Source organism: Chryseotalea sp. WA131a, assembly GCA_025370075.1.
Lineage (GTDB): Bacteria > Bacteroidota > Bacteroidia > Cytophagales > Cyclobacteriaceae > ELB16-189.
In genome coordinates this window covers 4,217,494-4,232,329 of record CP073016.1, presented here as the reverse complement: position 1 = coordinate 4,232,329, position 14,836 = coordinate 4,217,494, and the positions used below count along the sequence as shown (strand labels likewise).

Here is a 14,836-nt window from a genome sequence, read left to right as displayed (position 1 = left end):
GTTTTACTTTCACATTGCTTGTTAAAATCTTTGTTGTACCATTTGCAAATGAATAGCATGCTTTTGCAAAACTTCTCATAATAATTGCAACCTTTGCACTAAACTTTATCGTTTACATGTCTTTACGCGAACACCTAGTGCTAAAATACATTTCGATCATATTGTTTTGCCTAGGGCTATTGGCTCCAACAATAGCTTGTACCTTTCAACCTAAGTCTAACAAGGTAACGACAAGCAGAACAGTATTAAGCGTAACACACGCAGTAACTCTAAACTCATTATTTGCAGAAAAAGAGATTGAGGAAGAGCGTGATGGAAAAAGTAATTCCGTTTTATACATACTTTTTTCATATCATCCATTCAATCATTTTACTTTAGGGCAGCAACAGGTCAATTACTTCATTGCCCAACATCATCAAAAGTATCAAACCCAGCCCTTGCTTTTTAAAAAGCACTGCCTCTATCTGATTTAAGATTTCGAGCCTTCCCTTCTGAGCGGTTGCCTATAAAAGCAATTGCTTATTTTTCATAAGTTAAATGGTTTTGCCCCTTAACTTTTAATCTAATTAGTTATAATTTTCTACTATGAAAACTCTCGATATTCCCAAAGATGGTCTAGAAGGCCTCAAACAAAATTGGACCAGCGATGCCCTCTCGGGCTTTTTAGTTTTTCTGTTGGCGCTGCCGCTTAGCTTAGGCATTGCCAAAGCCAGTGGCTTTCCGGCAGCCATGGGTGTGCTCACTGCTATGATTGGGGGGTTGGTGGTCAGCATCTTTGCTGGCTCACAGTTAACGATCAAAGGCCCGGCAGCCGGGTTGATTACCATTTGCGCTGGAGCCGTATCCGATTTGGGAAACCTAAACATTGAAGGAGCCAGCGGCTTGCAATTGGCGTGTGGCGCAGTGGTAGTTATGTCTTTGATGCAAATTGCATTTGGCTACTTAAAGTTTGGTTCACTAAGTGATTTCTTTCCTCCTTCAGCGGTTCATGGTATGTTGGCCGCCATCGGTCTTATCATCTTTTCAAAACAAATTCATGTATTGCTGGGAATAGACCCCACTTCGCTAAAAGGACTTGAACCGTTAGAATTATATGCGTTGATACCTCATTCATTTTTGAATGCTGATACGCGTGTGACGTTGGTGGGGATCGTTAGTTTGGTGATCATATTCGGCATGCCCATGCTAAAAAATAAGTACATCAAAAAAGTGCCACCGCCTATGGTGGTGATTTTGGTGACCATACCAATGGCAATCGTCATGGATTTTAGACATACCGAACCAGCCTTTGATTTAGTCACTATCGGTTCCTTTTGGAGCACCATTTCGTTTCAGGCAAGTTTTGCCGCTATTGGTACTTTTACGTTTTGGAAATATGTCGCCATGTTTCTTCTCATCAATAGTTTAGAATCACTGCTCACGGTAAAGGCAATTGATGGACTTGATCCCTTTAAAAGAGAAGCAAACGCCAATAGAGATTTGAGTGCTGTAGGTATTGGCAATACGCTTTCGGGGCTATTGGGTGGCTTACCCATGATTTCAGAAGTGGCACGGAGTTCGGCCAATGTAAACTTTGGTGGACGTACAAGGTGGGCCAATTTCTTCCATGGCTTTTTCTTGTTGGTTGCTATGCTATTTTTTATTCCCGTGATCGAGATGATACCCAATTCCGCACTAGCGGCTTTGCTGATTTCGGTCGGCTACAAATTAGCTTCGCCACGTGAATTTTATAAAACCTATAAAATTGGTGTAGAACAATTGGCTGTTTTTGTAATCACCATTGTTGTAACAATATCCACCGATCTGCTAATAGGTGTAGCGGTCGGCATATCGTCCAAGCTCATTTTTCATGTTTTAAATGGGGCCCCCCTAAGAAGTCTTTTCAAACCAAGGTATGAACTCACCGAGAATGGAAATGAATACTACATATCCGTAAAAGATTCAGCCATTTTTTCTAACCTCATTGGGTACAAAAAAATGTTTAAAAGCCTGTTGCCTGGAAAAAAGGTGACACTTAATTTTTCGGACGCTCGTATTGTAGATCATTCGTTTATGGAGCAACTCAATCACTTTGAAGAAGTATACCATGCTAAAAATGGCTCCGTAACAGCTTTAGGATTTGAACACTTTCAATTTATGTCCAGCCATCCACTGGCTACGAGGAAATTTTCAACTGAGCTTCAAACCAAGATGGAAGTGAAACTAAGTCCTCGCCAAATTGAGTTGAGAAGGTTTGCCGAACAATCAGAGTATGCCTATTACCCTCAACGAATTAAGACAGGCAAAAAATTTGATGCTTTCCCTATTCAACAAGGAAGTCAAATATTGATAGAAGAAAACATCCTTTCAAAGTATAGCGATATTGGCAAAATTGAAATCTCGGACATTACACTTACGGAGGGTGCTCGCCAAGAAAGAACAGATACCTGCCTTACCATTGTTCAGTTATCAGAGCTAGATTTAACCATTCCAGATTTTGCGTTAGAACCCGAAGGTCTTTGGTCAAAATTGTTTGAGGGAGTAGGTGGCAAAGACATTGATTTTGCTGCTTATCCTTATTTCTCAAAAAAATATTATTTGCGTGGCGAAAGTGAAGCGGTAATATCCAAATTCTTTAAAGAGCCGCTCATTCGCTTTTTGGAAAGTCGTGAAGAGATGCATGTGGAGTGCCACAAAAACCGATTGATTTTCTTTAAGAAAAAAGACACGCTCTCTCCAGTGGAAATTGAGTATATGGAAAAATTTGCTGAAGAATTTATCCAGCATGCCAAATAGTATGAAGAAAATTTTGACAATTATCCTATTGGCACAATGCCTTTCGGCATTGGCTCAGGAAAAAAAGGAGGAGGCAATCACTCCTCCTCCTCCTAAAAAGGAAATAGAAGAGTTGCGATTAAAATTAAATGAAGATGGCAGCCATTACTTGAAAGCCACTTTTTTAAATCAAGTTTGGTTTCGATACAATGAAAGCAATTCGGGCACCACTGTTTTAGGAGATCCCACATCGGAAACATTTGATATTGGCTTGAGACGAACCCGTGTTCAAGTGTATGGCCAGTTAACCGATCGTGTATTTTTTTATGCGCAGTTTGGCCAAAATAATTTTAATTATCTGTCGGGTCAAAATTCTACGAATACCGGCAACCGTAAAGCGCAAGTTTTCTTTCACGATGCGTTGGGCGAATACCGCGTGTTCAAAGGGTCAGACAAATTGCATTTGGGTGGCGGCTTAACCATTACAAATGGCTTATCACGATTTAGTCAGCCCAGCATTGCCACCATCATGAGCATGGACGTGCCCGTGTTTGCGCAAGCCACCGTAGATCAGACGGATGAATTTTCAAGAAAACTGAGCGTGTATGCCAGAGGCCAAATCGGAAAACTGGATTATCGTATTGTATTGAGCGATCCGTTTCCAATTACGTCCAATGGTTTACCGCAGCCTGGCATCAATGCTACCAATGCAAACTTTGCATGGGATCAGCATCATAAACAATACCAGGCATTGTTGGTTTGGAATTTCTTCGACAAAGAATCGCACGTAACGCCTTACATGACCGGCACGTACTTAGGGAAAAAGAAGGTATTGAATTTAGAAGCCGGCATTATCTCTCAAAAGAATGCCACCTGGACCGGCTCCAACACAAACGCTGATCCAGCGACTGACCCCACACGAAAATACTATGACATGAATTTGTGGTCGGTTGCGGTTTTCTATGACACACCGTTGAATTTAGAAAAAGGAACTGCTTTGAATGCTTATGCTGGATATTTCAACACTGATTATGGGCAAGGGTATTTGCGCTACAACGGCATTATGAACCCAGCCAATGGAAGTTCAATAGCTGGAACGCCTGCAGGAAGTTATGGAAATGCCTTTCCCATGTTTGGAACAGGAAACGTAATCTATGCGCAGGTTGGCTATTTGTTAAAAAAAGATTTGCTGGGCGACAAAGGTACGCTGATGCCGTATATCACCTATCAAAACGGAAATTATACTCGATTGGATAAACCAGCCAATATTTATGATTTTGGAGTGAATTGGTTCATCAAAGGCCACACCAGCAAGTTCACGTTAGATTACCAACTGCGATCTACCTACACCACGGTTGGAACAGACCTTATCCAAGATGCATCCATGAAAGGGCAAGTAGTGTTGCAGTACCAAATATTTTTTTAGACGAGGAGGAATTAATTAAAAACATGTTGCCACGGATGCACAAATGGGCACGGTTTACACAAAAAAATTCCGCGTAAATTTGTGAACCCGTGGCAACTTTATATAAAATCAATATCAGCGCTTAGCGGAAAGCGCATTAAAAATTCCAAGGCTTCTTCCACCGTCATGCCTTCAAACAATACTTTGTACAAGCGATCGGTAATCAGCGCCCTTATTTTATAATGATCGGCACACTTCTTGGCAATGCGCACGGTGTAAACACCTTCGGCAATTTCGCCCATATCGCTCAAAATGTTTTCCAGTTTTTCTCCTTTGGCCAAACGATAACCCACGGTGAAATTCCGACTCATTGGGCTGTTGCAAGTAGTCACTAAATCGCCAATGCCTGCCACTCCTAAAAAGGCTTTCACATCGCCACCCAGTGCACGGCCGAGGTAAACCATTTCCACGGCTCCCCTACTCACCAAAAGTCCTTTTGCGTTTTCGCCATAGCCCAAGCCATTGAGTGCGCCCGAAGCAATAGCGATGATGTTTTTCAAAACACCAGCAATCTCCACACCTACAATATCACGGTTCTCGTACACTTGAAAGCGATCGTTGCGCAGCAATCTTTTGCCCGTTTGAATAACTTCCAAAAAAGGACTGGCTACCACCGTAGCTGCAGGTTGGCGTTGTGCCAATTCTTTGGAAAGATTTGGCCCGGCCAAACAACCGATGCGCACCACCACACTTTCTTCACGAATTACTTCACTCATGGTTTTCACCTGCTTGCGCGTTAGCTTTTCTATTTGCTCGATCGTCTTGCCTTTTGGCAACGAGATATCAAAACCTTTGGTACCATGAATCAACATGTGGTAGGGATACAAAAAAGGCGAAAGCTTTTTCATCATTTGCCGAAAGTGCTGCGAAGGCACCATCGGGAAAATCACATCACACTTTTCAGCTACTTCGCGCAAATCGTTGGTGGCAACAATAGTGGGGAGCAACGGGTAACCCCGACTTTGCCTGGTTCGATTGATGTTGTCCACAGCTTTGGGATCGCGTGCGTATAACAGCACATTGCTATGAAGTGCCAATAAATTAGCAATCACGGTGCCGAAGTTACCGGCACCAATTACCCCTACAGGTTTTTCAGATAAGCTGTTCGAGGTCATAACCCACTAAGCGGTTGTGGTAGTAATAGAGCAAGGTGAGGTCTTTGGTAATGATGTTTCCATTTTTATTTTTCATCAACGGGCGATTGAGGTGAAACACGCCCACATTATCCAATCCCCGTGTAATGGAGTTATCTGATTTCCCTTTCAGGTGCGAGGCATAGTTGATCTTGCCTTCGTCCTTCATTTGATAGATTTTTTTTCTGAGCCGCTTAAATGTTTCTTTAAACTCTTCATAGTTCAACTCCAAATCTTCCTCGGGCAAGCGCAGCAAACTAAATAAATCTAAGTTCGGGAATTTTTTCTGCCACATTTCAAATGCGATGAAGGCCACCAAATGGCTGGAGAAAACACGGTTGATTTTATGATACTCCGTTACAATGCGCTGACTGAGCATGCGCGTGTATTCATCTTCGCGTTGGCGATCTACGTTGATATCGCCATTGGAAACAAAGTAATCTTTGGTATCAATGATGCGACCTGTGTTGTCCAAACTGTTTCCGTTTTCATCAACATAGTTCCCCAACACATCGAGCCCAGGACCAATCGAGACCGAGATGCTGGAGGGGTTGGTAAAAAATTTGAACAAAAACCGTATGAGTTGAAAACTTCCGTACTTATCTTCTTCTGGAAAGTACCGATCTTGCCCCTTTACTTGAAGGTAGTCTTCAATCATCTCGGGTGCTTCCAACACGCAATGGTAGTTGAGGGTAACGGGCACCACAAATATTTTCTTCACCGCTTCATTCCCTTTATTCATGTAGAGACTCCGTTGCGCTTCAATGGCCGTACTCAACAACCCCAACTTCAATTGCTTTTCGATCAGGCCAGCGCGGGAGCGCGTGCCACCGGGGAAAAACAAACTGTGCGCACCTTTTTGTATCGCCAGGTTTGAATACATTTTCAGCGTTTCCAGATAAGGTAAGTTCTTTTTTCTGCGATCGACTTTATATGCACCCAAGCTGTTCATAAAGTAGGCAATGATCTTGATGTTGAAAAGATTCAAGCCTGCTCCGTAGATAAAGGCAGGTAAGCCCATGGAGTGAATAACCCAGCCAATCAAAATGGAATCGAGATTGCTGAAGTGGGTGGGCACCATCACTACCGTGCCTTGCTTGGCCAGCTTTCGAAGCATTTTTACTTTACCCACGATGTGGATTTTGTCGCGCAAGGTATATCGATTGCGAAAGAAGGCTCCAAATTTTTTAATGCGTGCTCCGTTCAGCAACCTTATGAATCCAAACTTGATAACACTGCGGGCAAACTTATAGGAGCTTTGGCGAAAATTACCGGCTATCTCGGAGGCATAGCGATGGACGATTTTTTCCAAAATTGCATCCACGCCCTTATCCACTTCTTCTTGACCTTTGTTGTTGAGTTCAACCAAGTCATTTTTGATTCCTGCCCAAAACTTATTATCATCTTTAGGGTCTACGCGCCACCGATTTCGTTTGATACGATTTTGTTCGCGATAGACAGTCGCTTCTAAATCATCAATTAATTGTTTGCGTTGGGGGCGCAATTCTTTGAGGCGCACAATGGATTGTTGCGTTACCTCGTCCACAAACTCTTTTCTATTTTTGCTGAGCTGATACACCGGCCAATCGGGTATATCTTCCAGCACCGGCTTATACGGTTTGTTCTTATTCTTCTTTTCTTCTAAAATTTCCATTTACGGACTGATAGGGGGGAACAAAGTTAACGCGCTAAACGCGATAAAAAAAGCTCACAAAAATTGCGTGGCCTGCCGCAGGCTTTGCGCCATGCTGTTGAATCGCTCTATGCTTTGCTGAATGAACGTTTCGTTTACAATTTCCTTCAACTCTCCTTCTGAAGAAATGTCATATTCCTCCAATTTAAAGGTTTGCTCAAAGAGGCCCGCCTCCAATTTTATCAGATAGCGATTGTTCCAATGGAAAATAGTAATCTTCACATCGGGATGGGGAATTTCGCCAACAACTCTCATGCTGTAAAGATGGTAGGAAATTGGGTGAAAACACAGAGAGTAGATTGCAATCTATGCCCAGGCCATTTCAACTTCATATACGATCGTTCACCTCCTCTGAAACTCCAGAGAACCTATAATAACCACCACCACTTTACTTACCATCAAGCTATCACGAAAGGTGGATTTTTTTGAGTACAAGCTAGAGCACAAATCTTTCAAAAAAGGATCGGTAAACGGAGTAACAGCCATCAGGCCATCCATGACACACCGCTGAAAGATGCAAACCAGTACATTGTTCTTTTTGTAGGGAAATAGACTTTTAGATTGGCTAGCAGCACGGGCTATAAAACCGGGTACACCGCCACTACCCCAAAAAGGGTTAATCCTCCTGCCTTTAAAAATGCCCTGCGCGATACCATATTCAAGTTTTGTCCCTTTGACTCGTAAAAGTTAGATAGGTTTAAGGAATATTCTGTTTAAAACATCGTTTATGAAGTTAAGATTACATTTTTTGTTGTTTCAGATTAACTAATTGATGTTCAATAATGTTGTATTTTTGATTGACTAACCGGAGCCATATGAAGTTTTGGAAAATTTTTTCAATTGTTGTAGTTGGATTGCTAATCATTCGAGCAGAAGCGTGGGCCACCCACTTGCGTGCGGGTGAAATCACCGTAACACGCAATAGCTGCAATGGCTTAACATTTACAATTACCATTACTGCGTATACCAACACAGGGTCACCTGTAAAATTCAGTGATGGTATTCTGGATTTTGGAGATGGATCGACTCCTGATCGAACACCCCCTATTGATAATACTCCTTTCGCGCCCGGTATTGGTTTTGTCCAGTACTCCACCCCACACACATTTCCTGGGGCGGGTTATTACATCATCAGCTACAAAGAGCGAAACCGAAACGCGAATATTTTAAATATGAACAACTCGGTAAATACACAATTCTATTTAGAGACCGCCATTATCATTGACCCATTCATAGGATGCGATAATAGTCCGCGTTTGTTGGTACCCCCGATTGATAGAGGTTGCACTGGCGGGGCTTGGTATCATAACCCAGGAGCATACGATCCAGACGGGGATTCTCTCTCCTATGAATTTGTAGTGCCCAAACAAGAGAAGAACATACCCGTTAATGGTTATAGAGAGCCAAATGACAAAGACTTTTATGATCGAATCGGTATTGACTATGGCAAGGCCAACGAAACACAAAACGGGGCACCAACCTTTACCATAAATCCTCGAACGGGAACTATTCTGTGGAACGCTCCGGGAGCACCGGGAGAATACAACATCGCTTTCAAAGTTATTCAATGGCGAAAAATTGGTGGTGTTTTTAAACAGATTGGATATGTAACGCGCGACATGCAGATTATTATTGAAGACTGTTTGAACAAGCGCCCTGAGTTGCGTGTACCTCCCGATATTTGCGTAGAAGCCGGTACAGTAATTAACGAAGATATTTTTGGCACCGACCCGGATTTTGACAGCGTAAAGATTGAAGCCTTTTCGCAAGCTTTTATTGTAAATCCTTCACCTGCGGTTTGGTATAGTCCTAATTTGAGCAAACCCAATCAAGCATTTACACAATTCACCAGCTCTACTAAAGATGCAATTTTGAAATTTCAATGGGCGACAAAATGCGAGCATATAAAAGACCAACCCTATCAAGTAGTTTTCAAGATTAGCGATCGATCCAGCCGAGGGCCTTCGCTGGTACAATTTAAAACATGGAACATTAGAGTGGTAGGCCCTGCACCAAAGTGGCAAACGGCTACCCTTGATGTACCCAGCCGATCAGCTCAACTGAAATGGGACTCTTACACATGTGCCGTAAAAGCTGTATCCATGGAAGTATATCGAAGAGTGGGCCAATTCCCGTACACGCCACCTCCTTGTGTTACGGGTATACCGGATTTCTTAGGCTATACTAAAATTAAAACTCTTCCGATCGGCACAACCCAACACACCGATATTGGACTTTCTCCTGGTGCGCAATATTGCTACCGCCTGGTGGCGGTATTCCCTCAACCCCAAGGTGGAGTAAGCTATGTATCGCAAGAAATTTGTATTCCACCCTTTCCGATTACACGGGCTATAATAACCAATGTTACAGTTGATAAAACTTCTACCAGAACGGCCAACGGTGCATCGCAATCGGATGGTCGGATTACGGTAAAATGGCGCTCGCCCTTTGAAGATCCCAATAAGGCGACTAATGCCCCTTACAAATTTAAACTCTATCGGGCGGAGGGTTTTTCAGGAAGAAATAAAATTGTAGAAACATTTCCTGGCTTTATCACTGACTCTACTGCCGTAGATAACGCCATCAATACCCGGGATATTATTTATAATTATCGCGTGCTATCTTTTACCAATAGTGGCGTTCAGCTAGACTCTTCTGCTACCGCTTCTTCCGTGCGGTTAGAGGCGAAACCAGAGTTTGAGCAAATCCGCCTCACATGGGCTGCGGTAGTGCCTTGGTCTAACAACACCTCGCAGTATCCCATTCATGAAATCTACCGAGTTCCTAGTACTTCTACAGATCTAAGTCAACTCACCAAGATTGCTGACCTAAACGTGAATCAACGTAGATTTGCGTATGTCGACTCCGGACAGGTATTGGGAGCGTTTAACGGAGTGAAACTAACGAATGGGCAAGAGTACTGTTATGTAGTGAAAACGCGTGGCTCGTATGGCAACCCTAAAATCCAAGCACCGCTAGAAAACTTTTCGCAAATCACCTGCGCCATCCCAGATGATAAAGAGCCGCCTTGTAAGCCATCATTTGCTACAGATTTACAAGGAACTGATTGCAGTAAACCCGCCAATAATCCATGTGCAGATTCCAATTCTTTTACGAACGTGCTTAGGTGGCGAAGACCGTTTGATCCAGATTGCAAACTGGACATCAAAAGTTATAACATTTATTACGCCTCAAAAGTAGGTGGCGATTTTGTAAAGTTGCCAGATGTAGTGACGGATACGGTATTTGAACACAAAGGGATTCCGTCTTTCGCTGGATGTTATAAGATAAGTGCAGTAGACCGAGCGGGTAATGAAAGTGAATTAAGCGAACAGTTCTGTTTTGACAATTGCCCTTACTATGAATTACCCAATGTGTTTACACCCAATGGAGATGGCTGCAACGATTTGTTCAGTGCCTTTAGCACACGGGTGATCAAAGAAGGAAATAAATCATGCAATGGCAGTTCTTTATCAGAGGGTCAAATAAGTGATCTGCAGAATCGCTGCGCACGTTTTGTTCAAAAAGTAGTTTTTAAAGTCTACAATCGATGGGGCGGAACGGTGTATACGTATGAGTCTGGTGGCGAGCGAACCATCTACATTGATTGGGATGGCCGCGATAATAACAAAACAGAATTGGCTACCGGTACTTATTATTACGAAGCGCAAGTAACATTTAATGTAGTAGACCCATCCAAACAAAATAAAACCATCAAAGGATGGGTGCAACTGATTCGCTAAATTCGAAGCCGATCATTTTTTTTGATGGTGTCTGCAACCTATGCAATCAGTCCGTGCTGTTTGTTATTCGCCACGATAAAAAAGGGAAATTCAATTTTGCGCCATTGCAATCCGACTATGCCCAGCAGAAACTGAATGGATTCCCTTACGCTACCCAAGAGCTCAATACAATTTTGCTTCTAAAGAATGGAAAGCTTTTCCAAAAAAGCACGGCCGTGCTCGAAATCTGCAGAGGCCTATCAGGACTTTGGCCATTACTGTATGGCCTTATCATCATTCCAACTTTTGTTCGAAATAGAGTGTATGATTGGGTAGCACACAACCGCTACAAGTGGTTTGGCAAAAAGCAAGAATGCATGATCCCCACCCCAGAAGTGAAGGCTCGCTTTAAAGATTGATTTTAGATTTAGGATTTTAGAATTTAGATTTGACTGGTTAAATCGTAAATCAAACATCTTAAATCAAAAATCTAAATAATGAAAGCATTTATTTTCCCCGGGCAAGGCGCACAGTTTACAGGCATGGGCAAAGATATTTACTATGCCAATCCCGTAGCCAAGCAACTTTTTGATTCTGCCAATGGCATATTGGGTTTCAACATCACAGAAATTATGTTTACCGGCTCGGCTGATGAGCTCAAGCAAACCAAAGTAACACAACCAGCGGTATTCATTCATTCTGTTGCCATTGCGTTGGCACAAGATTCCGTTCAACCCAACATGGTAGCCGGTCATTCGTTAGGAGAGTTCTCATCATTGGTTGTCAACAAGACCTTGCGTTTCGAAGATGCGCTTCGCCTCGTTTCAAAACGGGCGTTGGCCATGCAACGAGCCTGCGAAATAAATCCTTCTACCATGGCGGCTATTTTAGGCTTAGACGATAAAGTGGTAGAAGATATCTGCGCTTCGATAACAGAAGAAATTGTGGTAGCGGCTAATTATAATTGCCCCGGCCAATTGGTGATTTCAGGTTCGATGAAAGGAATTGAAATTGCTTGCGAGAAACTTAAAGCCGCAGGAGCCAAACGCGCACTTCCCTTGCAAGTGGGTGGTGCGTTTCACTCACCCTTGATGGAACCTGCCCGCGAAGAACTAGCAGCCGCTATTGAAGCCACTTCTTTTCACACACCTATTTGTCCGGTTTATCAAAATGTGAATGGGCTTCCCTCCACTGATACGAACGTCATCAAGAAAAATTTGATCAGTCAATTGACTGCACCTGTGCGCTGGACACAATCGGTTCAAAACATGGTAAAAGATGGTGCGGTTTCTTTTGTGGAATGTGGCCCCGGAAAAGTACTTCAAGGGCTTGTTAAGAAAATTGCTCCACAAACTGAAGCTGGAAGTTTATAGGTGGCTGGCAAGTGGTAGTTGATAAATTTAAAACAGATGCGCGAAATAGCTTTGATTTTCTTCGGTGGCGGGTTGGGAAGCGTGGTACGGTTTACGTTGGGAAAATGGATAAACTCACTTCATCAACAACCCTTTCCGTGGGGGACATTTGTGGTGAATGCGATAGCCTGCTTGGTCGTTGGTCTCGTCATCGGGCTGGCCGACCACAAGCAAATCATCTCACCGAATGCGCGTATTTTTTGGGTGATAGGCTTTTGTGGTGGCTTTAGTACGTTTTCTACTTTTAGCGTTGAAACTATTTCGCTTATTCAGAATGGATTTCATCTTTCATCAACACTATACATTGCTTCGAGTTTATTCTTATGTCTTTCTGCTACTTATGTCGGATTGTTTTTGGGTGAGCAAGTCTAATCACATAACTCACAGCTTGAGGCATACAGCCTGAAGCCAAATGATACGGCATTAATTAAACACCGGCATATACACTACCTTCTTGGTTTGAAAAAAATCTTCTTTAAAATAATCAGTCAGGTCATACAAACTGTAACGTCTTTTTAGCTCATTCATTTCTTCATCTAACTCCCCACCCTTCAAATACAAAATCCCATTATCAAGTGTATGAAAGGAATCCGCTTTGATTTTTTGGTGAATCCATCCATAAAATTCTTTCATCCTGGTCACCGCTCTACTTACTACAAAATCATATTTGTGTTTTAGCTGCTCGGCACGAATTTGGTCGGCATTCACATTCTCTAAACCTATTGCTTGAGCCACTTCGTTCACTACCGTTATTTTCTTACCGATAGAATCCACCAAGTGAAATTCAGCCTTCGGAAATAAAATAGCCAGCGGAATACCCGGAAAGCCCCCGCCCGTGCCGACATCCAAAATAGACGTATTGGGTTTGAATTGAATAATTTTTGCAATGGCCAAGGAGTGAAGAATATGATTGATGTACAGATTGTCAATATCCTTGCGGGAAATCACATTAATCTTTTCATTCCACTCACGATACAAGGGACCTAATTTTTCAAATTGCTCTTTCTGGTGGGAAGTGATTTCAGGGAAATAGTGCGAAATAATGGAAGCGTCTTGCATGTTTTATTAAATTTACTTGTCGATTTTGACTTAAACGAAGCAAAAGTAAAATGAACATACCTGTAAAACTAATCGGTACCCTTGCCCTGACATTTCTACTTTTTTCATGTGGCCAAAATGCTGAAAAGAAACATCTCACAACTTCTGAAAAAATAGATTCGGTGATGCAAACCATACCCGACTTTAGTGGTGTGTTGTTGGTGGCAGACAAAGGCAAACCCATTTATCACCAAGCGTTTGGATATCGAAACTTTGAAACCAAAGAGCCCAATGATACCACTACCATTTTCGAACTGGCTTCCGTGTCCAAACAATTTACTGCAGCCATTATTCAAATGTTGCACGAAAAAGGGGCACTTGCCTATGATGACACCATGGACAAATACCTAAAAGGAATTCCCTATCCCAACATCACCATTCGTCATTTGCTCACACATACTTCGGGGTTGCCCGATTACCAAGCCATTATGGATGAACATTGGGATAAATCGAAAGTGGCCAACAACACAGACATAATCGAGTATCTCATCAAATTCCACCCACCAAAATCTTTTGAGCCAGAAGAAAAATATGAATACAGCAACACGGGTTATGTGTTGTTGGCAAGTATTGCCGAAAAAGCAAGTGGCCGTGATTTTATTGAGATGTGCCGCGAGGAGATTTTCAAACCATTGTCGATGACCTCCACCAACATTCGCACACTATCCGAAAAAGCATCCATCATCAATTTTGCCCTGGGTCATATTTATGTAAAAGAAGCGCAACGCTATGTTAGGGCTGACTCGTTTCCTTCCTCCAACTACACGATATGGTTGGGCAATCGAAAAGGGCCAGGGCGTATTAGTTCCACAACTACTGATTTATTAAAGTGGGACCAAGCCCTGTATACTCAAAAAATACTGAATGACTCATCGAAGCTACAAGCATTTTCGCCCATGAAATTGAAAAACGATTCCATCTCAAATTACGGTTTCGGATGGGATTTAAGCAATCATCCTGTTTTAGGAAAAACCGTGTCGCACACAGGTGACAATCCGGGATACAAAACCGTGATCGTTCGGTTTATTGAAAAGAACAAAACCATTGTAATACTCAACAACAATGCGCATAAAGATTTTAGAACATTGACAAATACATTGATTGCCTTAGTCGCTCATGAATAACATTCATTTTGTTATCGCCCAATCGGAAGAACAACTGAAAGCCGTGCATGAGATGCGCCTTGAAATTTTTGTGAACGAGCAGGGCATTCCACAAGAACTGGATAAGGATGGCTTAGACCTTAAAAGCATTCACGTACTAGCAAGCGATGAACATGGACATCCCGTTGCCAGCGGACGATTGACCATTCAATATGAAAATGGAATTCTTTCACGCATTGCCGTTGCCAAAGATTTTAGGGGTTTGGAGTTGGGTAAAAAAATTGTGAAGAAATTAGAAGAAATCGCCAAAGAGAAAAAACTTAAGCAGCTTAGTCTAAGCCCGCACGCCTATCTCGAAAAATTTTATGCCCACCTTGGCTACACCACTGAGTCGGGGCAAAAAAGTGTAGGAAAATACACGTTGCTCACCATGAGCAGGAAGATTTGAATTTTTCT

13 protein-coding genes are annotated in these 14,836 nt (G+C 42.5%); 9 read left to right on the top strand and 4 right to left on the bottom strand.

Going from position 1 to position 14,836, the window contains the following annotated elements:
• Positions 1-116: 116 nt before the first annotated feature.
• From KA713_19455 to KA713_19445, 3 genes are all read left to right on the top strand, one after another.
• Positions 117-473 (top strand): hypothetical protein, encoded by a 357-nt coding sequence (locus KA713_19455; GenBank protein ID UXE66591.1) that lies wholly within the window; start codon positions 117-119, stop codon positions 471-473.
• 112 nt (positions 474-585) lie between these two features.
• The gene (locus KA713_19450) at positions 586-2,775 is read left to right on the top strand and encodes a SulP family inorganic anion transporter (GenBank protein UXE66590.1); all 2,190 of its coding nucleotides are present in this window, start codon (positions 586-588) and stop codon (positions 2,773-2,775) included.
• Positions 2,765-4,180 (top strand): hypothetical protein, encoded by a 1,416-nt coding sequence (locus KA713_19445; GenBank protein UXE66589.1) that lies wholly within the window; start codon positions 2,765-2,767, stop codon positions 4,178-4,180. The genes KA713_19450 and KA713_19445 overlap by 11 nt, the downstream gene beginning before the upstream one ends.
• A 98-nt stretch (positions 4,181-4,278) precedes the next feature.
• Here the strand turns inward: KA713_19445 and KA713_19440 are convergent, their stop codons facing one another.
• Genes KA713_19440 through KA713_19430 form a run of 3 tightly spaced genes read right to left on the bottom strand, consistent with a single transcriptional unit; the run spans position 4,279 to position 7,300 of the window.
• Entirely contained in the window at positions 4,279-5,334 is a 1,056-nt protein-coding gene (locus KA713_19440) for an NAD(P)-dependent glycerol-3-phosphate dehydrogenase (GenBank protein UXE66588.1), read from the bottom strand.
• On the bottom strand, positions 5,312-7,006 hold the full coding sequence (locus KA713_19435) for a 1-acyl-sn-glycerol-3-phosphate acyltransferase (GenBank protein ID UXE66587.1): 1,695 nt from the start codon (positions 7,004-7,006) through the stop codon (positions 5,312-5,314). Before KA713_19435 ends, KA713_19440 begins: the two co-directional genes overlap by 23 nt.
• Before the next feature lie 54 nt (positions 7,007-7,060).
• Positions 7,061-7,300, bottom strand: a complete 240-nt coding sequence (locus KA713_19430) for a hypothetical protein (protein ID UXE66586.1) — start codon at positions 7,298-7,300, stop codon at positions 7,061-7,063.
• 560 nt (positions 7,301-7,860) lie between these two features.
• Here KA713_19430 and KA713_19425 point away from each other — a divergent pair.
• The 4 genes from KA713_19425 to crcB all read left to right on the top strand — a co-directional run bounded on the left by KA713_19425 (position 7,861) and on the right by crcB (position 12,551).
• Complete coding sequence (locus KA713_19425) at positions 7,861-10,788, top strand: gliding motility-associated C-terminal domain-containing protein (GenBank protein ID UXE66585.1); 2,928 nt, start codon at positions 7,861-7,863, stop codon at positions 10,786-10,788.
• Positions 10,767-11,186 carry a thiol-disulfide oxidoreductase DCC family protein gene (locus KA713_19420; GenBank protein UXE66584.1) on the top strand — a complete coding sequence of 140 codons (420 nt, stop codon included), beginning with the start codon at positions 10,767-10,769 and terminating at the stop codon, positions 11,184-11,186. The genes KA713_19425 and KA713_19420 overlap by 22 nt, the downstream gene beginning before the upstream one ends.
• A gap of 78 nt (positions 11,187-11,264) precedes the next feature.
• Positions 11,265-12,140 (top strand): ACP S-malonyltransferase, encoded by an 876-nt coding sequence (fabD, locus tag KA713_19415; protein UXE66583.1) that lies wholly within the window; start codon positions 11,265-11,267, stop codon positions 12,138-12,140.
• Positions 12,141-12,176: 36 nt separating this feature from the next.
• A complete protein-coding gene (crcB, locus tag KA713_19410) occupies positions 12,177-12,551 on the top strand; it encodes a fluoride efflux transporter CrcB (protein ID UXE66582.1) in 375 nt (124 codons plus the stop codon).
• A gap of 51 nt (positions 12,552-12,602) precedes the next feature.
• On the opposite strand, the gene rsmG is transcribed toward crcB, so the two are convergent.
• Positions 12,603-13,238 (bottom strand): 16S rRNA (guanine(527)-N(7))-methyltransferase RsmG, encoded by a 636-nt coding sequence (gene rsmG / locus KA713_19405; GenBank protein UXE66581.1) that lies wholly within the window; start codon positions 13,236-13,238, stop codon positions 12,603-12,605.
• 50 nt (positions 13,239-13,288) lie between these two features.
• On the opposite strand from rsmG, the gene KA713_19400 reads away from it, so the two are divergent.
• Positions 13,289-14,401, top strand: coding sequence for a beta-lactamase family protein (locus KA713_19400; protein ID UXE66580.1), 1,113 nt, complete (start codon positions 13,289-13,291; stop codon positions 14,399-14,401).
• A complete protein-coding gene (locus KA713_19395; GenBank protein ID UXE66579.1) occupies positions 14,394-14,828 on the top strand; it encodes a GNAT family N-acetyltransferase in 435 nt (144 codons plus the stop codon). Before KA713_19400 ends, KA713_19395 begins: the two co-directional genes overlap by 8 nt.
• Positions 14,829-14,836 lie beyond the last annotated feature (8 nt).